The following is a 22,344-nucleotide window of genomic DNA, read 5'->3' on the forward strand; positions in this document are numbered from 1 at the left end:
GGGAGACAGCGTCTCAACGACTGGCCTCATCACGGGCTTGGCTCATCTTGCCAGCCAGTGCCTTGAGTGCCTCATTGGCAAAAATATCTTCCAGATCAGCGGAAAGCTTGCGGCGCCAGTTGGGGTATTCGTAACTGGTGCCCGGTACGTTGACCGGCTTGTCCATCTCCAGCCAGTCTTCCAGCTGGGTACTGAACAGGGCACAGCTGCCGCGGGACATATGGATCTGCAGACCGTGGTTGAGTTCGGTGTTCATGCCGACCCAGTTCACGTCATGACTGATGTTGTCAGAGATGACCTTGTGGGCATGCAGGCTGTCGAGGATCCGCTGTTTGGCCTGGTGGCGATCAGCATACAGAGTCTTCAGCACATCTTCATCCGGATACAGACCCAGTTGACGGCCGAGCGCCAGATCATCGCAGTGCCAGAAGCCCTTGAGGGTCGGCATGTCGTGGGTGGTCAGGGCTGACATCGCCTGCTCGGTGTAGTGCGCCGGGGAGATAAAGCCGCCATCTTCCTTGGAGCGCTCGAAGAAGAACACCTTGTAGGAGTGGACGCCGTTCTCTTTCAGAGTCACGTCGATCCCCTCCGGCACGGTGCCCAGATCCTCGCCGATCAGCAGGCACTGATTGCGGTGGGATTCGAGGGCCAGAATGCCCAGCAGATCGTTGACCGGATAGTAGATGTAGGCGCCCTTGGCGGCGGACGCTCCGGGCGGTACCCACCACAGGCGCAGCAGTGCCATCACGTGGTCGATGCGCAGTGCGCCGCAGGAGCGCATGTTGGCACGGAACAAGTCCACCATCGGCTGGTAGGCCGCTTCAAACAGCTTGTTCGGGTTCATCGGGGGCAGGCCCCAGTTCTGACCGAGCGGGCCGAGGATATCGGGCGGCGCACCGACAGAGGCTTTCGGGCAGTAGAGATCCTGGTTTGCCCAGATCTCGGTGGAGCCTTCGGAGACGCCCACCGCCAGATCCCGGTAGATACCCATCACCATGCCGGCAGCTTTGGCACGGGCATCGGCTTGCGCCAATTGCTCATCAGCCAGGAACTGCAGATAGAGATAGAAGTTTACATCTTGCGGGTGCTCGGCCATCCAGGCGGCAACGGCAGGGTTGTGGTAATCGCGCAGCTCCTGCGGCCATACCGGCCAGCCCCAGGCATTTTCGCCTTTGGCATAGAAGTGGGCCTGCAGGGCATCAAATGCAGCCTGCTGCTGCAGGCTGTCGCCACCGGCGGCGACGAAGGCATCGAAGGCGGCCTGACGTTCGGCGCTCAGGGTGGCATCGTCGAACACCTGACGCAGCATGCCGATCTTGGTCTCGATGACGCCGGTGTAATCGACGTTCTCTTTGGCGCGCAGATCGGCCAGATGCTGCTGGAAGGCAGGACTTGCCACTTCCGCTTTCAGGCGATCGTTCTGCTGGAATTCGGGCACCGCTTCCACATTGATATAGGCTACGTTGAGCCAGCGACGGGAAGAGGGGCTGTAGGGACTGGCGCTCTCCGGATTGGCCGGATAGAGGGCGTGGATAGGGTTGAGGCCGACGAAGTGGGCACCCCAGGCGGCGGCTTTCTCAACCAGCTGGCCCAGATCGCTGAAGTCACCGATACCCCAGTTATGGCGGCTGCGCAGGCAGTAAAGCTGCACGCTCGGACCCCATACCTTGCGGCCATCGGCAATCGGCGCCTGCTTGTAGCAGGCCTTGGGGGCAACGATGAGGCGCATGGTGGCCAGCGGCTCGTCATTGCCCTCTTCCAGCAACACCAGCTGGTGATAACCCAGCTCCGGGGCCATATCCAGCGTGACGCGATAGGCCTGGCACTCCATCTCTTCAAATTCGGCCACGCCGACCAGCTCACCCTCGATGGGGGTGAATTGACCGGACAGCACTGCACCCTGCTCCTGCTGGAGCTGCCAGGTGAGGGCGTCGTTGACGAATTCGATGGGGAGGCGAACCTCAAGGGTAACGGCGTCGCCGGTGCGAACCACCATCACAGGATCCAGCGCCCGCAGCCAGTGCTGGCGATGCTCCTCTTCCAGCTGCTGCACCAGTGCGGCCTCGTCATCGACGCGGTAGCCCATGGCGCCCAGCATGGCGGCCTTGCTCTCTTCTGATACCTGGGCCGGGTGGCCCCAGGCATCGACATACTCGCTGGCGATACCTTTTGCGGCAGCCAGCTGTTCAATCAGGGTGGTCATAGTTTGAGAATTCCCGCTGTGGATTCTATCTATACTATTTTGTTTGATTTTTATGGGGTGGTACTTGAACAGTGGCTCTTTGGCCATGCTAAACCGCGCACATTTTTACATATCTCTGTGAATGGTTGTGTGACCGAGTAGGCACTATTGTTGATATCTGCGCGATGCCACGATCTGGCACTTTTTTCGTCAAAACGTGGTAATCAGTTACATAAACAGAAAATTAATTTCACAGTTTTTCATGATATAGCGCAATTTCAGACAGAATGTTGGTTGACTCACCGGAGAGTTCTAGTAAATTTACAAGCGGAATTTTCTTTGACTACTGAACAGTTAGGTAACTAAATATGACTATCAAAGTAGGTATTAACGGTTTTGGCCGTATCGGTCGTTTCGTATTCCGTCTGGCTTGCGAGCGTGCAGACATCGAAGTTGTTGGTATCAACGACCTGATCGATGTTGACTACATGGCTTACATGCTGAAGTACGATTCAACTCACGGTCGTTTCAACGGTACCGTTGAAGTTAAAGACGGCAACCTGGTTGTAAACGGCAAAACCGTACGTGTTACCGCTGAGCGTGACCCGGCCAACCTGAAGTGGGGCGAAATCGGTGTTGACGTTGTTGCTGAAGCTACCGGTCTGTTCCTGACCGACGAGACTGCTCGTAAGCACATCGCTGCTGGTGCCAAGAAAGTTGTTCTGACTGGCCCGTCCAAAGACGCTACCCCGATGTTCGTAATGGGTGTTAACGACTCTACCTACGCTGGCCAGGACATCGTTTCCAACGCTTCCTGCACCACCAACTGCCTGGCACCGATCGCCAAGGTTCTGAACGATACCTTCGGTATCGAGTCTGGCCTGATGACCACCGTTCACGCTACCACTGCTACCCAGAAGACCGTTGATGGTCCGTCTGCCAAAGACTGGCGCGGTGGCCGCGGTGCGGCTCAGAACATCATCCCGTCCTCTACCGGTGCAGCCAAAGCTGTTGGCGTAGTTATCCCGGAACTGAAAGGCCTGCTGACCGGTATGGCTTTCCGTGTTCCGACTCCGGACGTGTCTGTTGTTGACCTGACCGTTAACCTGAAGAAAGCTGCCACCTACGCAGAAATCTGCGAAGCGATGAAAGCTGCTTCCGAAGGCGCTATGAAAGGCGTTCTGGGCTACACCGAAGACGAAGTTGTATCTACCGACTTCCTGGGTGAGCGTCAGACCTCCGTATTCGATGCCAAGGCTGGTATCCAGCTGAACGACAAATTCGTTAAAGTTGTATCCTGGTACGACAACGAAATGGGCTACTCCAGCAAAGTTCTGGATCTGATCGCTCACATCTCCAAGTAATTTGGGATGCGCAATCGCGTAGCTTGAAAAAGGCGGCCATTGGCCGCCTTTTTGTTTTTCGGTTTCCCCTGATGACAGGAGTCCACATGCAATCCATTCGTCCCCTGACAGCCAATTGCAAGCTTGCCAACAATGCGGCCGGTCTGCCGGTTCTCACTATCAACAACGACTATGCCAAGGCCGAGATCAGCCTGTTTGGCGCCCATGTGCTGAGCTATCAGCGTCATGGCGAGCCGGCCTCCATCTGGCTGAGTGACAAAGCGGTGCTGGATGGCAGCAAGCCTGTTCGCGGTGGTATCCCGATCTGCTGGCCCTGGTTTGGCCCGGCGCCCGCCCGCGTCGGTAGCGGCAAGCCCTCCCACGGTTTTGCCCGTACCACCCTCTGGATGCTGGACGGGGTCTCCGATCACGCTGATGGCACGCTTGTTCATCTTTCCCTGCGCGACAGCGAGGCAACCCGCGCCCTGTGGGATCACCCCTTCGAACTGGAGCTGGACGTGCTGGTGGGCAAAGAGCTTTCGCTGGTGCTGACCACTCGCAACACAGGTAGCCAGCCGCTGACTTATAGCGGTGCGCTGCATACCTATTTGCAGATCAGCGCACCGGAGGCGGTGAGCGTGAGCGGTCTGGGCGAGCCCTATGCCGACAAGCTGACCGGACAGGATGCCAAGCAGCAGGGGGCATTGACCCTGAGTGGGCCGCTGGATCGGGTCTACTGGCAGCCAGAGGCGCTGGTGAGCGTGCAGTATGGTGAGCGCGAGACCCGGGTAGTGAGCGGTAACCACGACAGCGTGGTGGTCTGGACCCCCTGGCTGGAAGGGGCTACCGCCATGGCCGACATGAGCGACGATGGCTATCGCACTATGTTGTGTGTCGAGGCCGCCATCGCTGGCGAGGCGGGGGTGACCGTTGCGCCGGATGAAGAGCACAGTCTCTCTACCGTGATCATCTGATCAGGATGAGGTTCAGATAAATAAAGAGGGCTCCCGCGGGAGCCCTCTTTGCATCTCGTGACGGCGGCAATCAGGCGTTGCCCTGGGTCTTGAGCTTGAGTTCGGCGGCGAAATTGAGCATGCGATCGAGGGGGATCAAGGCTTTGACCCGCAGATCTTCATCGACATGGATCTCGTGGCGCTCGGCACCGTCGGTGAGCGCCTCCTTGATCGCCACCAGACCGTTCATCGCCATCCAGGGGCAGTGGGCGCAGCTGCGGCAGGTAGCGCCATCGCCACCGGTCGGTGCTTCCACCATCTCTTTCTCCGGACAGGCCTGCTGCATCTTGTAGAAGATGCCCCGATCGGTCGCCACGATCAGCTTCTGCTGGGGCAGCTCCTTGGCCGCCTTGATCAGCTGGCTGGTGGAGCCCACCGCATCGGCCAGCTCGATCACCGAGGCGGGGGATTCCGGATGAACCAGCACGGCGGCATCCGGATTCTGCTCTTTCAGCTCGCGCAGGGCGCGGGCCTTGAACTCGTCGTGGACGATGCAGTGGCCCTGCCAGCGCAGCATCTGCGCCCCGGTTTTCTTCTCGATATAGGCACCCAGATGGCGATCCGGGCCCCAGATGATTTTGTGACCCAGGCTGTCGAGGTGTTCGACGATCTCGAGCGCGATGCTGGAGGTCACCACCCAGTCAGCCCGCGCTTTGACCGCAGCCGAGGTATTGGCGTAGACCACCACGGTATGATCCGGGTTGGCATCGCAAAACGCTGAAAACTGCTCGATGGGACAGCCCAGATCGAGGGAGCATTCGGCCTCCAGCGTCGGCATCAGCACCCGCTTGTGGGGGCTCAGGATCTTGGAGGTTTCCCCCATAAAGCGCACCCCGGCGACGATCAGGGTTTGCGCCTCGTGATCGCGGCCAAAGCGGGCCATCTCCAGCGAGTCACCGACGAAACCGCCGGTGGCTTCGGCCAGCGCCTGGATCTCGGGATCCGTGTAGTAATGGGCGACCAGTACCGCCTTGCGCTCCTTGAGCAGCGCCTTGATTTCTGTGGTCAAGGTCGTTCTCTGCTCGGCACTCAGGGGAAGAGGTTTGGCCGGAAAGGGGTAGTCCATTGCGACTACCGGCGGGACACTGCTCAGTGCATTGCTCATTGCGACTGTTCCATCAACGCTCGGGAAGGCAAAAATTATAACCAGAAGCCTGCCACAAACCCATCAACAAATCGGGTGAAGCGCAAGTGGGCGAATATACTCAAGTAATTCGTTGTTATTCTGCCATAAGGAGTTGTCGCATGAAGCAACGTTCCCTCAAGTTCAAGTTGTTGTGCCTTACCATGGGGCTGTTTCTGCTGACCGGGCTGGCCATGACCCTGTTGCAATCGGCCTCTTTCAGCTCCCTTCGCAACATGGTGATGACCCAGACCAGCGATGCACTGGAAGAGGAGGTTTCCCGCAGTCTGCAGTATCAGGCAGAACGCTATGCCATCCAGATTGCCTCGCTGATGCAGAACTCCTATCAGATCCCCCTGACCGTGACCGCCCAGATTGAAGCCGGGATGGCCAAACCGGAACTGCGGTTGTCGCGGCCCCAAGTGGAGTCGTTGCTCGGCAGCAGCCTGCAGCAAGCGAGCGGGATTAGCTCCATTTATGCCCAGTTTGAACCGGATGGCTATGATGGCGAGGATGGCAACTGGCTGGGCGGAGCCAGCCACTCGGTGGCAGGCAAGGGGAGTCTGGAGGTCTATTTCACCAAGGATCAGGGAGGGGCCGTCGCCCAGCAAGCGGTGGACGCTGCTGCCAGCGAGGCCAAGTTTGATACCTCCCTCAACGAGTTCGGCATTCGCAACAGCGAGTGGTATCTCTGTGGTCGCGATACCCGCCAGCCCTGCCTGATGGAGCCTTATCTCTACGAAATCAACCCGGGCAACAAGATGCTCATGACCAGTCTGACTGTGCCCGTGCTGCGTGACGGCAAGTTTGTCGGGCTGGCCGGGGTGGATATGAACCTGCCCATCTTCCAGCAACTGGCTGAAAACCTTGGCAAGAGCCTCTATGACAACAAGGCGGATGTGACCCTGGTCAGCAAGATGGGGCTGATTGTGGGCAGCAACCGCTATGCCGACAAGCTGGGCCGTCCACTCAAGGAGGTGGGCCTGACCCTGCCTGACGGTCGGCCGGTCAGCAGCGACAGTGACTTCATTCTTCATCAGCCCATTCGGGTTGAAGCAGCCAATACCCAGTGGTGGTTGATGATCAAGGTGCCCAAGGCGCTGGCGCTCGGCAAGGCGCACGCCATCAGCAATGAACTGGGCGCCCTGCTGGTGGATGGCCAGCGGCAGCAGATCATCGCCATGGGCGGGATTACCCTGCTGGTGCTGGGGCTGCTGGTCTGGTTTATCCAGACCATTACTGCGCCACTTTCTCTTATCAGCCGCCATGTGGGTCATCTCTCCAGCAACGAGGGTGACCTGACCCAGCAGATGGAGATCGACACCCATCAGGAGCTGATCGATCTGGGGTCCCAGCTCAATGCCTTCCTCGGCAAGCTGCGGGGCATGGTGCAAATGAGCAAGGGGATCGGTCAGCAGGTCTACCAGCAGGCGCGGGAGATGAAACATACCGCCGACACCATGCGCAACAGTCTGGACGAGCAGAATCTGGAGCTGGAGAGCGTGGTGAGCGCCATGCACCAGATGAGTACCACTGCAGTCAGCGTGGCAGGTTATGCCGAGCAGGCGGCGCAGGAGTCGGAAGCGGCGACCCACCACATCAATACCGCCCAGCAGACCCTCAGCAATGCCCGCAACGAGATCCATACTCTGGTCGGCGATATGCATGAGGCGGATAAGGCGGTGGCGCTGGTGGCCCAGCGCAGCACCAATATCAGCCGGATCCTCGATGTGATCCGCGCCATTGCCGAGCAGACCAATCTACTGGCCCTCAATGCCGCCATCGAGGCGGCGCGGGCGGGTGACATGGGCCGCGGCTTTGCAGTGGTGGCGGACGAGGTACGGGCGCTGGCGACCAAAACTCGTGAATCGACCGATGAGATTGGCCAGCTGATTGGCAGTTTGCAGACCGAGGTGAGCAGCAGCCAGCGTCTGATGAATACCGGTATCGAGCGCTCCACTACCACGGTGCAGGGCACCGAGCAGGCGTTCGAGGCACTCAATCGGGTGGTGGCCCAGATCCAGCAGATCCACGACCACATCAGTCAGGTAGCCACCGCCGCCGAGCAGCAGAGTGCGGTGAGCGACACCATCAACCAGAACCTGATGCGGATCGGTGATACCGCCAACGTGATTGGGCAGGAGGCCACCTCCAGCCATCAGCTGAGCGAAGCGCTGGAGCAAGCAGCCACGGCGCTGGCCAGTCAGCTCGATCGGCTGCGTACCTGAGTGGCTGCCAGAGAGACAAAAGCCCGCGAGCGATCGCGGGCTTTTTTATGACTCGATGGCAGAGTTGCGTCAGTTGCGGGGTTCAACCAGCAGGATGTGGGAGTCGGCCCCCACTACCCTGACCTTGCTGCCCGCAGGCAGCGACTCGTCGCAGCGCACCGTCCAGACCGTATCGTCCAGATGTACCCGGCTGGTGCCCTGGGCGACATCATCCAGCAGGGTCAGCTCGCGGCCCATATAGCTCTGCATCCGCTCGTTGATGGTGCTGGCGGCATCCTGACCCGAGTTGTCACGCTGGTGTTGCCAGCGCCACCAGGCCCAGGTGGTGAGCAGGGATTGCACCGCAAACAGCAGCAACTGCGCCTGCCAGCCAAAGGGCCAGATCAGCAGCAGCAGGCCCACTTCCAGCGCGGCGATGCCGGTCCAGAGCAAAAAGCCCACCGAGCCGAGCACCTCGATGGCCAGCAGAATGAAGCCGAGCCCCAGCCAGTGCCAGTGGGTCAGCCCCTCTAACAGGGCAGTCATGACTTACTGCCCTTGCCATCTTTGTTGAACAGCTCGGCCATGCCAGCCACCGAGCCAATCAGGCTGCCCGCTTCCAGCGGCATCATGATGATCTTGCTGTTGGGGCCTTCACCGATGCGGGCCAGTGCTTCGGTATATTTCTGGGCTACGAAGTAGTTGATGGCCTGCAGGTCTCCTTCCGCAATTGCCTGGGAAACCATGTGGGTCGCCTTGGCTTCCGCCTCGGCAGCCCGCTCCCGCGCTTCGGCGGCGAGGAAGGCGGCCTGACGCTCACCCTCGGCTTTGAGGATCTGGGACTGCTTTTCGCCTTCCGCTTTCAGGATCTTGGACTGGCGCACCCCTTCGGCCTCCAGTACCTCGGCCCGTTTCTGGCGCTCGGCCTTCATCTGGGCGTTCATCGCCTCGACCAGTGCCAGCGGCGGGCGCACATCTTTAATCTCGATGCGGGTCACCTTGATGCCCCAGGGGGCGGTGGCGGCATCCATGGTGCGCAACAGCTTCTCGTTGATGGTGTCGCGCTGGGAGAGCATCTCGTCCAGCTCCATGGCGCCGAGCACGGTGCGCATATTGGTCATGGTGAGATTGCGGATGGCGCTGGTGAGATCGTTGACCTCATAACCCGCTTTGCGGGCATCCACCACCTGCACAAAGCTGATGGCGTCGATGGTGACGTTGGCGTTATCGCGGGAGATCACCTCTTGTGCCGGGATATCCAGCACCTGCTCCATCATGATGATCTTGTGGCCGACCCGATCCACGTAGGGGATCAACAGGTTGAGGCCCGGGGTCAGGGTGCGGGTGTAGCGGCCGAAGCGCTCCACCGTCCAGTTGTAGCCCTGGGGCACTATCTTGATGCCCGCGCTCAGGGTGGCGAGCACCAGGAACACGAAAATCCCTAGCACAATCAATGATTCATTCATCATTTAGCTCCTTATGAAACACAGTCCCTAGCCTATGGTCTGGCGTCAGGTACCACAAGTGACTTTGTACGCCTTTGTCATGAATTGGCTTTGCTAATTACCAAAACGCATTAAAAAGCATTTTTTATTATTTTGAGGGATAAGCTGCCCTGCCTATAGTCGCCCCATATTAGTCGTGTTCCGAGGGATGGGCCGAAATGGATTATTTACCTATGTTTGCCAAGTTGGAAGGCCGCCCGGTACTGCTGGTGGGCGGGGGCGAGGTTGCCCTGCGCAAGGCGCGCCTGCTGCTGGCGGCCGGTGCCCGGCTGACCCTGGTCTCCCCGGAGCTTGAACCGGAATTTGCGGAATTCACCGGTCGTTTCACCCATCTGGCGGAGCGCTTCACCCCGGCCCATCTGGCTGGCCAGATTTTGGTGGTGGCGGCGACCGACAACCTCGAAGTCAACGCCCTCGTTTATCAGAGCGCCAACCAGCTGGGTCTGTTCGTCAACGTGGTGGATGACCCCAAACGCTCCAGCTTTATCTTCCCCTCGATCATCGATCGCTCGCCGCTGATGGTAGCGGTCTCCAGTGGCGGCAAGGCGCCGGTGCTGGTGCGCCTGTTGCGTGAGCGGTTGGAGAGCCTGCTGCCGCGCCATCTTGGCGGGCTGACCGAGCTCTCCGGCCGGGTCCGTGACAAGGCCAAGCGGGTGCTCTCCTCGATTTCCGATCGTCGTCGCTTCTGGGAGCGCGCCTTTGCCTCCAACACCCTCGCCAGCCTGATTGAAAAAGAGGATTGGCAAGGTGCCGAGCAGTGGCTGAGTGATGGCCTCGATCAGGCGAAAAGCGAAGTGGGCGAGGTGGTATTGGTCGGCGCGGGCCCCGGTGATCCGGGCCTGCTGACCCTCAAGGCGCTGCAACAGATTCAACAGGCTGAAGTGGTGCTCTACGACCAGCTGGTCTCCGCCGAGATCCTCGATCTGGTGCGCCGCGACGCCACTCTGGTGTCGGTTGGCAAGAAGGCGGGAGCCCACAGCGTGCCGCAGGAGGAGACCAATCGCCTGCTGGTGGAATACGCCAAGGCGGGCAACCGGGTGGTGCGGCTGAAAGGGGGCGATCCCTTTATGTTTGGTCGTGGCGGCGAAGAGCTGGAAGTGCTGGCCGATGAAGGCATCCCCTTCTCGGTAGTGCCCGGCATCACGGCCGCCGCCGGGGCCACCGCCTATGCCGGCATTCCGCTCACTCACCGTGATTACGCCCAGAGCGCCGTCTTTATCACTGGCCATTGCCAGAAAGAGGGCAAGGAGCCCGACTGGCAGCAGCTCGCCGCCACCAGTCAGACCCTGGTGATCTACATGGGGCTGATGCGCTCCGAGCATATCCAGCAGCAACTGGTGGATCACGGCCGAAGCCAAGCCACTCCCATCGCCATTATCGAGCGCGGCACCACATCCCGTCAGCGGGTGCTGACCGGCACGCTTGCCGACTTGGCCGAGCTGGCCAAACAAGCGGTGAGCCCGTCGCTTATCGTCATCGGCGAAGTGGTTGCCCTACGCGATCGGCTGGCTTGGTTTGGAGAAAAAAGCGGCGAGCAGCAGCGCGCTAACCCGGATCTCGATGGCTGCGACCTCAAGCTGGTGCAGCTGGCCTGACCGAGAAAGAGATATTTGATGCGGCTGCCGGTGCGGCCGCGCACTGAACCCCCCAGCGCCCCGAGCAGGCGCATAAGCAATGACCCGAGGACCAACATGGACCGTGAAAGATTGACCCACTTGCAGCAGCCGAACGCGGAGAGCAGTCATGCAGGTGTCTCTCGTGAAAGATTGACACATCTGCAGCAGCTGGAAGCCGAGAGCATCCATATCATCCGCGAGGTAGCTGCCGAATTTGAAAACCCGGTGATGATGTACTCCATCGGCAAGGACTCCTCCGTCATGCTGCACCTGGCCCGCAAGGCCTTCTATCCGGGCAAGATCCCGTTCCCCTTGCTCCACGTCGATACCGACTGGAAGTTCAAGGAGATGATCAAGTTCCGCGACGAGACCGCCAAAAAGTACGGGCTGGATCTTATCGTCCACAAGAACCCGGAAGGGCTCGCCATGGGCATCAACCCCTTCGTCCACGGCAGCGGCAAGCACACCGACATCATGAAGACCGAGGCGCTCAAGCAGGCGCTCAACAAATACGGCTTCGACGCCGCTTTCGGTGGCGCGCGCCGCGACGAGGAGAAGTCCCGTGCCAAGGAGCGGGTCTACTCATTCCGTGACAAGTCTCACCGCTGGGATCCGAAAAACCAGCGTCCCGAGCTGTGGCGGGTCTACAACAGCCAGGTCAACAAGGGGGAGAGCATCCGGGTGTTCCCGCTCTCCAACTGGACCGAGCTGGATATCTGGCAATACATCTATCTGGAAAAGATCGACATAGTGCCGCTCTACTTCGCCGCTTACCGTCCGGTGGTGGAGCGCAACGGCATCAAGATCATGGTGGATGACGATCGTATGCCCATTGGCCCGGAAGACGAAGTGAAGCAGGAACTGGTGCGCTTCCGCACCCTCGGTTGCTACCCGCTGACCGGGGCCATCGAATCCGATGCCACCACCTTGCCGGAAATTATTGAAGAGATGCTGCTCACCACCTCGAGCGAGCGGCAAGGGCGGCTGATTGACCACGATCAGGCCGGCTCCATGGAGCAGAAGAAGCGTCAGGGATATTTCTAAGGAGTCGTCAGCATGAACAGCCATATTCAGACCGCCATCACCGAACAGGGCATCGAAGCCTATCTGCACGCCCAGCAGCACAAGAGCCTGCTGCGTTTTCTCACCTGCGGCAGCGTGGATGACGGCAAGAGCACCCTTATCGGTCGCCTGCTGCACGACTCCCAGCAGATCTATGAAGATCAGCTCAAAGCGCTGGAGTCCGACAGCCAGAAGCTTGGCACCACCGGCGAGAAGCTGGACCTGGCGCTGCTGGTAGACGGCCTGCAGGCCGAGCGCGAGCAGGGCATCACCATCGACGTGGCCTACCGCTACTTCTCCACCGCCAAGCGCAAATTTATCATCTCGGATACCCCGGGCCACGAGCAGTACACCCGCAACATGGCCACCGGCGCCTCTACCTGCGATCTGGCCATCATTCTGATCGATGCCCGCAAGGGTGTGCTGGATCAGACCCGCCGCCACAGCTTTATCGCGAGCCTCTTGGGCATCAAGCAGTTCGTGGTGGCGGTCAACAAGATGGATCTGGTGGAGTTCAGTCAGGAGGTGTTTGAGCGCATCAGTGCCGACTACCGAGAGTTCGCCAAGAAGCTCAGCGTCGACACCATCCATATCGTGCCGGTCTCGGCACTGGACGGTGATAACGTGGTCAACCAGAGCGACAAGCTGGCCTGGTATCAGGGCGAAACCCTGCTTGCTCTGCTGGAGTCTGCCGAGGTTGAGCGCGAGCTGGAGCGCCATCCGGTGCGCCTGCCGGTGCAGTATGTGAACCGCCCCAACCTCGATTTTCGCGGCTTCGCGGGCACGCTCGCCTCTGGCATTCTGCGGGTGGGCGACCGGCTTGCGGTGCTGCCGTCGGGCAAGGAGAGCACAGTGACCCGCATCGTCACCTTCGACGGCGATCTGGAGTACGCCCTGCCGGGTCAGGCCATCACAGTCACCTTCGCCGACGAGATCGACATCAGCCGCGGCGACCTGCTGGTGGATGCCGCCAAGCAGCCGCAAGTGACCCAGAATGTGCTGGCCCATATCGTCTGGATGGGGGAGGAGTCCCTGCAACCGGGCCGGGTCTACGACGTCAAACTGGCCACCAAGAAGAGCCGTGGTCAGGTGGAGGCTATCCGCCACCGCATCGAGATCAACAAGCTGGACGAGCTGCCTGCGAGCGAGCTCAAGCTCAACGAGATTGGCCTGTGCGAGCTCAGCCTCACCGACCCGGTGGCGTTCGACCCGTATCAGGAGATCCGTGATACCGGCAGCTTTATCCTGATCGACCGGCTGACCAACGTCACCGTCGGCGCTGGCATGATAGTGGAAGGCTTGGCGGCCAAAGCGGCAAAAGGGCACTACAGCGAGTTTGAGATCGAGCTCAACGCCCTGGTGCGCAAGCACTTCCCGCACTGGCAAGCCCTTGCCATCGGTAACGACACAAGCAAGGAGTAAGCCCATGACCTGGCAACAATTCCTGGTGCTGGGTCTGCTGGCTGCTCTCGTGGCCCTGCTGATCCAGGGCAAACTCCGCCCGGCGCTGCTCTTCTCGGGCGCCGTGCTCATCACCTACCTGAGCGGGCTGGCGGATATCAACGCCGTGATGGCGGGCTACACCAACAGTGCCCTGCTGACGCTGGTGCTGTTGCTGCTGGTGTCGTTGGCGGTGGAGAAGACCCGCATCATGAGCTGGTTCGCCAATCTGGTGGGCACGGGTTCATTCAACAAGGTGCTGGTGAAGGTGTGGTTCTCCACCGCCTTCCTGTCTGCCTTCGTCAACAACACCGCCGTGGTGGCCTCCATGCTGGGAGCGGTCAAACGCAACCCCAACCATGCGCCATCGCGGCTGCTGCTGCCCATGTGCTTCGCGGCCACTTTTGGCGGGGTGCTGACCCTGATCGGCACCTCCACCAACCTGATCGTCAACAGCTTCCTCATCAAGATGGGGGTACCGCCGCTCGGCATGTTCGACTTCTTTATGGTGGGGGCGGGTACCCTGCTGACCGGTCTGGTGGCCGTGCTGCTGTTTGCCCGCCACCTGCCGGAGCAGGATACCGAGATGAGCCGGGAATCTGGCTACTTTCTCGAAGCCAAGGTGGGCGCCGGTTCACCGCTGGCGGGGCGCAGCGTCAAGGAGAACGGCCTGCGCAGCCTGAAAAGCCTCTATCTGGCAGAAATCATTCGCGGCGAGCAGGTGATCTGCCCGGTGCAGCCGGAACACGAGCTGCACGAAGGGGACGTACTGCTGTTTTGTGGCGATGTGGAGAGCGTCGGTGTGTTGCAGGAGATGAAGGGGCTGGATCTCTACGGCCAGCACCGCCTCAACGGCCAGCATCTGGTGGAGGTGATCGTCAGCCACAGCTCGCGGCTGGTGGGTCAGACCATCAAGGATGCCGAATTTCGCACCCACTTCGATGCGGTGGTACTGGCGGTGCGCCGTGGCGAAACCCAGCTTACCGGTGGCCTCGGCCAGATTGAGCTGCACGCCGGTGATACCCTGCTGCTGGCCCCCGGCCCCCAGTTTGCCCGCAACAAGTCGCTGGGGCGGGAGTTTGTGGTGGTGAGCGGGCTGGAAGCCTCCACCCGTCTCGATGGCAAGCGCAGCGCCGCCGTGGTGCTGGGCTTTCTCGGGGTGCTGGCGCTCTCGGTATTCGATCTGGTGCCGCTGTTCAAGGGCTTGCTGCTGATGCTGGTGGCGCTGCTGCTCACCCGCATCCTGACCCTGGACGAGATCCGCCGCCGCTTTCCGCTGGATATCTGGCTGGTGGTGGGCGGGGCGCTCGCCATCGCCGATCAGCTCGAAAAGAGCGGGCTGGCGAAGCTTATCGCCGACTGGCTGATGGGGGAGTTTAACGGTGCCAGCCCCATCATCGCCTTTATCGGTATTTATGTGTTTACGCTGGTGCTGACCGAGCTGATGAGCAACAACGCCGCCGCCGCGCTGGCCTTCCCCATGGGCTACCAGCTGGCGCTCAGCATGGATGTCTCGACCATGCCGTTTATTCTGGCGGTGCTGTTCGGGGCGAGCTCCAGCTTTATCCTGCCCTATGGCTACCAGACCAACCTGATGGTCTATGCCGCGGGCAACTACAAGATGCCGGACTACCTCAAGCTGGCCCTGCCGGTCTCGCTGGCCTATAGCCTCGGGGTGATTGTGATGGTGCCCCTGCTGTTTCCGTTTTAAGGCATAAGTGCCAATCAAGGAGTCTGGGATGAGCAATGCCATGGCATCAGCACGTTGTCGGCGGATAGTCCGAGGCGGCTCCCAGTGGTGCCGGACAGTTTAAGTTTTGAGGCGTGAGCGCCAAGCAAGGAGTGTGGGATGAGCAATATCGTGTGGCACAAGCATGCCGTCGACAAACAGAGCCGGGCCGAGCTTAAAGGGCAAAAACCGCTGGTGATCTGGTTTACCGGGCTGTCGGGGGCGGGCAAATCGACCCTGGCAGGGGCGCTGGAACAGGCGCTGGCGGCACAAGGCAAGCACACCTATCTGCTGGATGGGGACAATGTGCGCCACGGCCTCTGCGGGGATCTCGGTTTCGATGATGCTGCGCGGCAGGAGAATATCCGCCGGGTCGGCGAGGTGGCAAAGCTGATGGTGGATGCGGGCCTGATCGTGCTCACCGCCTTTATCTCGCCGTTCCGTGCCGAGCGGGCGCTGGTGCGCAGCCTCTTGGGCGAAGGGGAGTTTGTCGAAGTCTTTGTCGATACGCCGCTCGCCATCTGTGAAGAGCGCGATCCCAAGGGGCTCTATAAAAAGGCGCGGGCAGGGGAGATCACGAATTTTACCGGTATCGACTCCGCCTACGAGGCGCCGGAGCAGCCGGAAATCCATCTGCTGAATGCCGGTAAATCAGTAGAGGTGCTGGTGGATGAGCTGATGACTGCGCTAAGGCTGAGAGGGCTTATCGACTGATGTCTGTATGGGGATAGTATTTACCGAGCATTAATAGCAGAGGGGGCCTTGGCCCCCATTGTTATTGTTGCCAGATATTTACCCTGTCATCGCTATCACTCCATCAGAATGCTCTGGTTAATATTATTTTTTATATAAGCACAACAGTGAAAAATTAATGTTGATAGTTATGGCGATCCTGTTGGGCTAGGAAAAATGTTATGTTTCCCAAATATCTGTTCAAGGACGTCAATTGATTTTTCAGATAGTTCTTGGGTAAAGAGCAAAGTTAGATTATGTTTTGCGCGAGAGCAGCTTACGTAAAACAAGTTTCGATTTCGCTCAAATGTATCTTTCTTATCTGCTGGATAAGAACCATCCATCCATTCCAACATCTGGTTCCAGTTATACTGGTTCCAGCCTCGACCACAGATGACAAGCACATTATCAAACTGAGCCCCCTTCACTCCGTGTTTTGTTGAAAATGGAGTTTTGTCTTCGATATAGTTTCCCAAGCTTGAGACTTCTTGATAGTTTATGGAGCGAAAGTTATCAAGTTTTTTAATAAATCTTGCCTCATCCTCTTCCAGTTCTTCCGATGGTTTTGATTGAAGATTTTTGAATTTATTTTCTAAGTCTTCTACTTTTGATGGTGGTCTAGGTGTTTTTGTTTCCATCAAAAGGTCCAGAATATCACCAATCTTTCCACTGTTACTTATTTTTAGAGCTTTATCAAGATTCTCCCGCCAGCTAGTTTTATCGGATTGGCGTTTCAATTGAGGATGATTTTTTGTATTAATCTGTAGCAATTCACCATATTGCTTGTTTTCATATGAAGATAGGGTTGGCTCTACAACGTCAAGAAAGAATTTGATATATTTATCATTCTTTTTCAAGTAGTCATCAGTGTGGGGGAAACAGTCTGCTAGATTCTTGAATTTCTGTTCGCTCGCAATTAGATTATTTGTTAGAAATAAAATTTTGGTCTTTTGAGGAGACATATCCCAACCATCAGAAATCATCAGTGATTTCGTTTTTAAGATAAAGTCTTTCACATCAGACTCAGGAAGGTCATCTTTCCAATGTCCACCACCTTTGCCATCTCTTCTATCTCCAACCCAGTCATTAGAATGAAAAACCTTTATAATACCCTCTGAATTCGGATCCGACACCGCCTGTGGAAGGGCAGGCCGCATTCTATTCAAACATTGCACAATGTTCTTATCTGACCGAAAATTAGCTTTTTTGCCGATCTCTACGATTTTTTCTTTGGTGCTGGAAATCAAGCCACATGCTGAAGATCCATATATTTTTTGCCAATGGTCACCAAAAAGACCAACCATCACACCAGAATTATTATCTATGATATTATCAACAATACTTGCCGCTAGTTCGCGATCAGTGTCCTGATATTCGTCAATAAACACTATTGGGAACTTACTTTTTAGTAATTTTTGAAACTTAGGATAAGCAAGCATACGAGCCATTAACATCACTATGTCATCATGGTGCAAGGTTATCTCTCTTTCATTGATCGAAGGAAATCCTAGCTCGTATTTAACTGCTTGATTATGTATTCCTATAGAGTCAGATATTCTTTGCTGCCATTTCCCATCTAGCTCGGGAATGAGCTCCCTTAATTTAGCCTGATAGTGTTGCAAAATACTCCAGCAAAAAGCATGAATGGTGTCGGCAAAAATAACTGGATGATTGTCAGTTCTGTCTTTTATTTCGTTTTTTGCTACATTCGTGTAAGTAATACAGGCAATTTGCTGCCGTTTACTCAGCAATAAATCTGCTTGATGTGATATCAGATATTTGATGGATTCAATTAGTGAATAGGTTTTGCCTGCTCCTGCGCCAGCTTCCAAGCGAAAACACAAGTTGTTATCAAGACAATGCCTAATTTGCTTAAGTGCCTCGACAGAAGCCTGCTCTGCTGGATTTAAGAGTGTCATTTTTGTTCTCCTTCATCATTGCCTGAGTCATCCTTGTCCAACCACTTCAAGCCATCGCGAATATACTTTGGAACAACCCAATCAGTTTTATCCACTGCGAACTCAATCGCAAAATTAGCCTTGCTTTCATTCCCTATTTCTTTGGCCTTTTCAAATACTGCTTGCTCTAGCTCCTCGCCATGTAAACCATCTAAATTAAATAGATTAATATTCGCAAGAATAAATGCATCTTCAAAGCTTCTTCCACACAAACCATTCTCATCGACTTGAAAGGCTATGCAACGGCTTCCAGACATTTTGGAGACCTCATTTTTAGAGCGTATTTCTTCTAGAGTGGAATATCTATCCTTACCAAACCATTTTGACAGACCTATATTACTAGAATGCGTTCCCTTACTAACTATCGATGCTGGATATGTTGTCGATTTTTCACCTTTTGTCTTTCTGACAGAGTCCAAGTCAGTAATAAATAATGTCTTGAGCTCAAGAAAATCAATGAATTTATAGAAATGGTGCGCATATGCCCCCCCTATCTCAACAACAGATAAATACTTTCTCCTCAAACTTAATTTGTTGACTTGATCTGATTTTTTTATCATTTCAGGTAAGAGTATTCTTTCTGTAGCTCCTTCAATTAGAATCGCTCTATCTGCAAAATAGAGGTCACACTTTGTCAGTGTTAAGTACTTATGTAAAAATTCTTTATCTATTTTTGTTTCATCACTGCAAAACGCTGTCCCCAAATCTTTAACCTTGGTTTCCTTGCCACTTTTAGACAGGAAATAGCGTACTTTGCTAAAATCTGTCTCATTAGCAATATGAGATGAATGAGTGCTGACCACAAATTGAACCGGCCATGTATTTCCGTCATTCAACTTATTCTGGAACTCTTTAACTATTTCACCTAGTTGTCGAATAAACACCTCCTGCATTTGAGGGTGTAGGTGTGCTTCGGGTTCTTCAATAAATATCAAGTGACCTTTCGGGGGCGTGGGTTGTGTCTGGTATTCTCTGAAGTACTCATAAATTCTGAAGAGGATAAATATTAAGTTACGTACACCTAACCCGTTATAGGTTTCGGGTAGAGTAAAATGATCATCGCCTTCATAAAATATTCTAGTGTTGCTCTCTAAAAGGGATTTTACGTTTAATTCAGTGGCTGCACTTAAGTTTGGGTCTTGTAATCCTGGGTAGCCGAATATATTTAGTGTTGGTAAAAGATTTTTGACTTTCTGTTGAAAATCAGTGTCTACTTTTTCTTGAAGCGCTTCAACTACCTGATTAATTTCTTCAGATTTTGCTTTAAATGCTTCGGGGGCGCCAGAACTGTTTGCACTTTTAAATATATTCCCAAGCGACTTCCCAAGTACGTCACGTTCGCTATGGGTTTCGTCATCAAGGCCTCTCTGTGCATTGATTAACCCTGATAGAATGAGTCTTTTAAAAGATGAAAAATCAAGCCTAATCTTGTTCTTAAAATTGTTAGGCTCAATTGCATATATTACGGGTTCATAATACTCATTTATCAACCCCTTGAGGTCTGAGAAATATTTTTTTCGATCATTAATGTCCAGAGTCTGAAAGAAGTCTTTAATCTTTCCATCCTTCAATTGATAGGAAACCAAGACACAAGTTTCAAAAAGAGAATCATCTAGATCGATGATAAAGTCTCCTAGGACCCCAAAGTCATCTTCATTATCTTTATAATCAATGCGGAGTTCTAGTTCTATCGTAGGCATTAGGGCTCGAATTTCCTTATCTTCAGCAGAGCCTGAAAATTTTTCTAGAGCCATCTCAAACATTTTCAAGCATGACTGATTAAAATCCTCATATCGAACCTTCGGACCTGCTGGATTAAGGAAACTTCTGAAAATTTCTGCAAAGGATGTTTTCCCTGTGTTGTTTCGGCCGACGATCAAGGTCGTTTCATAGTCCAAGGTCATACATACATCTTTCAGTAATCTATAGTTTTTTATTCTAATGCTTTTAATTTTCATTCATATCTCCAATGTATTTATTATAAATATAATAATCAGTATTGTTATCTTAAGGCGCTATGTGGTTACACATTAAATAAATGCCCAGTTATATGGGCTATGTTCATTGATAGAAATCAAGGTGGTATAGCATAGGCTATGATAAGCGGCAGTAATTACTTCGTTTCTATATTTTAAATAAGCAAGCTAGGTTTTTAATGCTTGCAAAATCCGCCATATTAATTTTAACTGAAATAAAAAGGAAATTATTCTGAGTGGTGCCTAGCATGCCTCTACTTAATTAGATGAGTTGTTAGCTAACGCTACCGCCCCTGAATTTCAGCCTCCAGTCTGCTGCTTGTTACCGGCGTTTTGGCACTGGCTTGGCTCATGGCTGACTCCGACAAGAGGTTGCCAAGCGGCAATGTTACCGAACGGGGCTGGGGTGAAAAGCGCAAGCGGGCGGTTTTCTGAGCAAGATCAACAAATTAATCAGTAACGGGCGGTGAGATGGCCGCGCAACAGCGGCGGTCATCAGTGCAGGGGAAAATCGGACAGTGAAGCGAGAGTACCGCCCTCTTGCTGGCGGGCATTAATAAACCCTATGGGCCCTTGGGCCCATAGGGTTTTTCTGCGGTGATTGTTTGTGTAGTTGTTATCTGGCTTGGCGTATCGGCACGGCGCGGGTGGCGGCCACTTCGTAGCGGCTCTGGGTTGCCGGAGCGCCCTTCTGGAACTGGCGTACCAGCCGGTCGAGATCGCTCAACTGGTTTACCAGCTGGGTGATGCCGTGCACGGCGTGCTGGCTGCCAACGCTGGAGTCATCGGCCAGGGTCTTGATGCTGAGCACGTTGCGGTTGATCTCGGCGGTGACGTGGAACTGCTCCTGCACCGCCTGGGCAATCTGGCCGCTGCCGGAGGCGACCTGCTGCAGCATATTGTTGATTTGCTGGAGTATATTGCCGGTCGCGGTGGCCTTCTGCTGGCAACTGTCGGCAAGTTGGCAGCCCTTCTCCATCGCTTGCTCAGCCTCGCCAGAGCTGTTTTGCAGCTCGGTGATCATCTTCTGGATCTCGCTGGTCGAGGATTGGGTCTTGATGGCGAGCGTGCGGATCTCGTCAGCCACCACCGAGAAGCCGCGACCCGCTTCGCCAGCCCGGGCCGCTTCGATGGCGGCATTGAGGGCCAGCAGGTTGGTCTGGTTGGCGATGTTGTTGATCACATCGAGGATGCCGTCGATATCGCGGCAGTGGCCGACCAGCGCACTGATCACGCTCTTGGAGGTGATCAGCTCGCTGTTCATGCCTGCCACGGCAGCCACGGTTTCGGCCACGCTACTGTTGCCGCTCTTGAACAGCACGGCCGTTTCATCCAGCAGGCTGGAGGAGTCTGTCGAACTTTGCGACACCTCGCGAATGGACTCCGACATCTCGGTCACGGCAGTGGCTACCTGATTGGTTTCGGCCTGCTGCTGTTGCAGGTTGTCGGTGATGGATTCGGCGTTGCGCAGATCCCCCTCGGCGGCCTGCAGGATCTTGCTGCAAGTCTGCTGGGTGCGGGCCAGCACGGCGTTGAACTCGGCCTGATTCATCACCATCGAGAGTTCGATGGCAGCGATGTTGTCCACCTTGTTGGTGTAGAGCAGCTGCATCAGCGGGTTGTCAAAGCGGCTGCGGGCCATCTTGTTGAGCTTGCCGAGGCGACGGGAGAGGGCATTCAGGGTGATGGCCGCTATCGCCAGCGGCAGGGCGGCCAGCGCCAGTTGCCAGTTCATATCGTGGCTGTAGCCCAGGGCAAACATGGCGAGCAGGCTCAGCAGCAGACAGAGGTTGATAGCCAGGGTATGGGAGAAGGTGGGCAACTTGAGCGCCAGCGGCAGCTTGTTGTTGCGAAGGTCGGCATAGACCTTCTCGGCCCGCTGTTTGATCTCCTCGCTCGGGGCGGTGCGTACCGACTGATACTCCACCACCCGGCCACTGGCATCCTTGATGGGGGTGACAAAGGCGCTGACCCAGTAGTGATCGCCATTCTTGCAGCGATTTTTCACCGGCCCCATCCAGCTCTTGCCATCCCTGATGTGACCCCACAGATCGGCAAAGGCCTGTTTCGGCATGTCAGGATGGCGCACCAGATTGTGGTGTTCCCCCTTCAGCTCGTCGAGCGAGAAGCCTGCAATATCGCAGAACTCATCGTTGGCGTAGGTGATGCGGCTCTCCAGATCCGTGGTGGAGATCAGGCTCTGGTGGTCTGGATAGAGACGTTCTCTTTGGGTAACCGGTTGATTGATTCTCATGACCTTGCTCCCGAGCTGTGGTGGTTAAATTTTGATCTGCATCAAGACATGTGCAAAGGGCGGGCCAGCTGGCAAAAACTAATGATTGATGTGTTATTAGCGAGGTTTGGAGAGGAAAAACGCGTGGTTGTTTGCAATATGCAACGGAGCTGACGGGGTGTGCCTCTGCGGCATCTGCAATTTGCAACCTATTCTGGTCAAGCC

The 22,344-nt window shown here is 55.7% G+C and carries 15 protein-coding genes; 8 read left to right on the forward strand and 7 right to left on the reverse strand.

The window, feature by feature from the left end; translation table 11 throughout:
* Positions 1-13 precede the first annotated feature (13 nt).
* Complete coding sequence (gene malQ / locus G5229_RS15945) at positions 14-2,203, reverse strand: 4-alpha-glucanotransferase (RefSeq protein WP_216952049.1); 2,190 nt, start codon at positions 2,201-2,203, stop codon at positions 14-16.
* A 347-nt stretch (positions 2,204-2,550) separates the two neighbouring features.
* Here malQ and gap point away from each other — a divergent pair, with 347 nt between their 5' ends.
* Positions 2,551-3,546 (forward strand): type I glyceraldehyde-3-phosphate dehydrogenase, encoded by a 996-nt coding sequence (gene gap / locus G5229_RS15950; protein WP_005335708.1) that lies wholly within the window; start codon positions 2,551-2,553, stop codon positions 3,544-3,546.
* Positions 3,547-3,632: 86 nt separating this feature from the next.
* Positions 3,633-4,499, forward strand: a complete 867-nt coding sequence (locus G5229_RS15955) for a D-hexose-6-phosphate mutarotase (RefSeq protein ID WP_421209604.1) — start codon at positions 3,633-3,635, stop codon at positions 4,497-4,499.
* 70 nt (positions 4,500-4,569) lie between these two features.
* On the opposite strand, the gene nadA is transcribed toward G5229_RS15955, so the two are convergent.
* Positions 4,570-5,643 carry a quinolinate synthase NadA gene (gene nadA / locus G5229_RS15960; RefSeq protein WP_005335706.1) on the reverse strand — a complete coding sequence of 358 codons (1,074 nt, stop codon included), beginning with the start codon at positions 5,641-5,643 and terminating at the stop codon, positions 4,570-4,572.
* 140 nt (positions 5,644-5,783) lie between these two features.
* Here nadA and G5229_RS15965 point away from each other — a divergent pair, with 140 nt between their 5' ends.
* On the forward strand, positions 5,784-7,889 hold the full coding sequence (locus G5229_RS15965) for a methyl-accepting chemotaxis protein (RefSeq protein WP_421209606.1): 2,106 nt from the start codon (positions 5,784-5,786) through the stop codon (positions 7,887-7,889).
* A gap of 69 nt (positions 7,890-7,958) precedes the next feature.
* Here G5229_RS15965 and G5229_RS15970 read toward each other — a convergent pair whose 3' ends face one another.
* Positions 7,959-8,414, reverse strand: a complete 456-nt coding sequence (locus tag G5229_RS15970; protein WP_005354718.1) for an NfeD family protein — start codon at positions 8,412-8,414, stop codon at positions 7,959-7,961.
* On the reverse strand, positions 8,411-9,334 hold the full coding sequence (locus G5229_RS15975) for an SPFH domain-containing protein (RefSeq protein ID WP_005335703.1): 924 nt from the start codon (positions 9,332-9,334) through the stop codon (positions 8,411-8,413). Before G5229_RS15975 ends, G5229_RS15970 begins: the two co-directional genes overlap by 4 nt.
* Before the next feature lie 197 nt (positions 9,335-9,531).
* On the opposite strand from G5229_RS15975, the gene cysG reads away from it, so the two are divergent.
* The 5 genes from cysG to cysC all read left to right on the forward strand — a co-directional run bounded on the left by cysG (position 9,532) and on the right by cysC (position 15,934).
* Positions 9,532-10,968 carry a siroheme synthase CysG gene (gene cysG, locus G5229_RS15980; protein WP_421209608.1) on the forward strand — a complete coding sequence of 479 codons (1,437 nt, stop codon included), beginning with the start codon at positions 9,532-9,534 and terminating at the stop codon, positions 10,966-10,968.
* A 96-nt stretch (positions 10,969-11,064) separates the two neighbouring features.
* Positions 11,065-12,033, forward strand: coding sequence for a sulfate adenylyltransferase subunit CysD (gene cysD, locus G5229_RS15985; RefSeq protein WP_323888585.1), 969 nt, complete (start codon positions 11,065-11,067; stop codon positions 12,031-12,033).
* A gap of 12 nt (positions 12,034-12,045) precedes the next feature.
* A complete protein-coding gene (gene cysN / locus G5229_RS15990) occupies positions 12,046-13,473 on the forward strand; it encodes a sulfate adenylyltransferase subunit CysN (RefSeq protein WP_421209611.1) in 1,428 nt (475 codons plus the stop codon).
* 4 nt (positions 13,474-13,477) lie between these two features.
* Complete coding sequence (locus tag G5229_RS15995; RefSeq protein ID WP_266135241.1) at positions 13,478-15,202, forward strand: SLC13 family permease; 1,725 nt, start codon at positions 13,478-13,480, stop codon at positions 15,200-15,202.
* A gap of 138 nt (positions 15,203-15,340) precedes the next feature.
* Entirely contained in the window at positions 15,341-15,934 is a 594-nt protein-coding gene (cysC, locus tag G5229_RS16000) for an adenylyl-sulfate kinase (protein WP_421209613.1), read from the forward strand.
* Between the two features lie 167 nt (positions 15,935-16,101).
* Here the strand turns inward: cysC and G5229_RS16005 are convergent, their stop codons facing one another.
* The 3 genes from G5229_RS16005 to G5229_RS16015 form a co-directional block, all read right to left on the reverse strand.
* Positions 16,102-17,871: a UvrD-helicase domain-containing protein gene (locus tag G5229_RS16005; protein ID WP_421209615.1), complete on the reverse strand. Its 1,770-nt coding sequence runs from the start codon at positions 17,869-17,871 to the stop codon at positions 16,102-16,104.
* Positions 17,868-19,868: an ATP-dependent nuclease gene (locus G5229_RS16010; protein WP_128834125.1), complete on the reverse strand. Its 2,001-nt coding sequence runs from the start codon at positions 19,866-19,868 to the stop codon at positions 17,868-17,870. Before G5229_RS16010 ends, G5229_RS16005 begins: the two co-directional genes overlap by 4 nt.
* Before the next feature lie 634 nt (positions 19,869-20,502).
* Positions 20,503-22,140, reverse strand: coding sequence for a PAS domain-containing methyl-accepting chemotaxis protein (locus tag G5229_RS16015; protein ID WP_421209616.1), 1,638 nt, complete (start codon positions 22,138-22,140; stop codon positions 20,503-20,505).
* Positions 22,141-22,344 lie beyond the last annotated feature (204 nt).

The sequence above is a fragment of the Aeromonas sp. 602396 genome, assembly GCF_049173735.1.
Classification (GTDB): Bacteria; Pseudomonadota; Gammaproteobacteria; order Enterobacterales; family Aeromonadaceae; genus Aeromonas; species Aeromonas veronii_A.

What these genes read in the sequence shown, in the direction of transcription:
- cysD (WP_323888585.1), top strand. Translation starts at nt 11,065, where the DNA reads ATGGACCGTGAAAGATTGACCCACTTGCAGCAGCCGAACGCGGAGAGC.
- G5229_RS15955 (WP_421209604.1), top strand. Translation starts at nt 3,633, where the DNA reads ATGCAATCCATTCGTCCCCTGACAGCCAATTGCAAGCTTGCCAACAAT.
- G5229_RS16010 (WP_128834125.1), bottom strand. Translation starts at nt 19,868, where the DNA reads ATGAAAATTAAAAGCATTAGAATAAAAAACTATAGATTACTGAAAGAT.
- cysG (WP_421209608.1), top strand. Translation starts at nt 9,532, where the DNA reads ATGGATTATTTACCTATGTTTGCCAAGTTGGAAGGCCGCCCGGTACTG.
- gap (WP_005335708.1), top strand. Translation starts at nt 2,551, where the DNA reads ATGACTATCAAAGTAGGTATTAACGGTTTTGGCCGTATCGGTCGTTTC.
- nadA (WP_005335706.1), bottom strand. Translation starts at nt 5,643, where the DNA reads ATGAGCAATGCACTGAGCAGTGTCCCGCCGGTAGTCGCAATGGACTAC.
- G5229_RS15965 (WP_421209606.1), top strand. Translation starts at nt 5,784, where the DNA reads ATGAAGCAACGTTCCCTCAAGTTCAAGTTGTTGTGCCTTACCATGGGG.
- G5229_RS16015 (WP_421209616.1), bottom strand. Translation starts at nt 22,140, where the DNA reads ATGAGAATCAATCAACCGGTTACCCAAAGAGAACGTCTCTATCCAGAC.
- cysC (WP_421209613.1), top strand. Translation starts at nt 15,341, where the DNA reads ATGAGCAATATCGTGTGGCACAAGCATGCCGTCGACAAACAGAGCCGG.
- G5229_RS15995 (WP_266135241.1), top strand. Translation starts at nt 13,478, where the DNA reads ATGACCTGGCAACAATTCCTGGTGCTGGGTCTGCTGGCTGCTCTCGTG.
- malQ (WP_216952049.1), bottom strand. Translation starts at nt 2,203, where the DNA reads ATGACCACCCTGATTGAACAGCTGGCTGCCGCAAAAGGTATCGCCAGC.
- G5229_RS16005 (WP_421209615.1), bottom strand. Translation starts at nt 17,871, where the DNA reads ATGACACTCTTAAATCCAGCAGAGCAGGCTTCTGTCGAGGCACTTAAG.
- cysN (WP_421209611.1), top strand. Translation starts at nt 12,046, where the DNA reads ATGAACAGCCATATTCAGACCGCCATCACCGAACAGGGCATCGAAGCC.
- G5229_RS15970 (WP_005354718.1), bottom strand. Translation starts at nt 8,414, where the DNA reads ATGACTGCCCTGTTAGAGGGGCTGACCCACTGGCACTGGCTGGGGCTC.
- G5229_RS15975 (WP_005335703.1), bottom strand. Translation starts at nt 9,334, where the DNA reads ATGAATGAATCATTGATTGTGCTAGGGATTTTCGTGTTCCTGGTGCTC.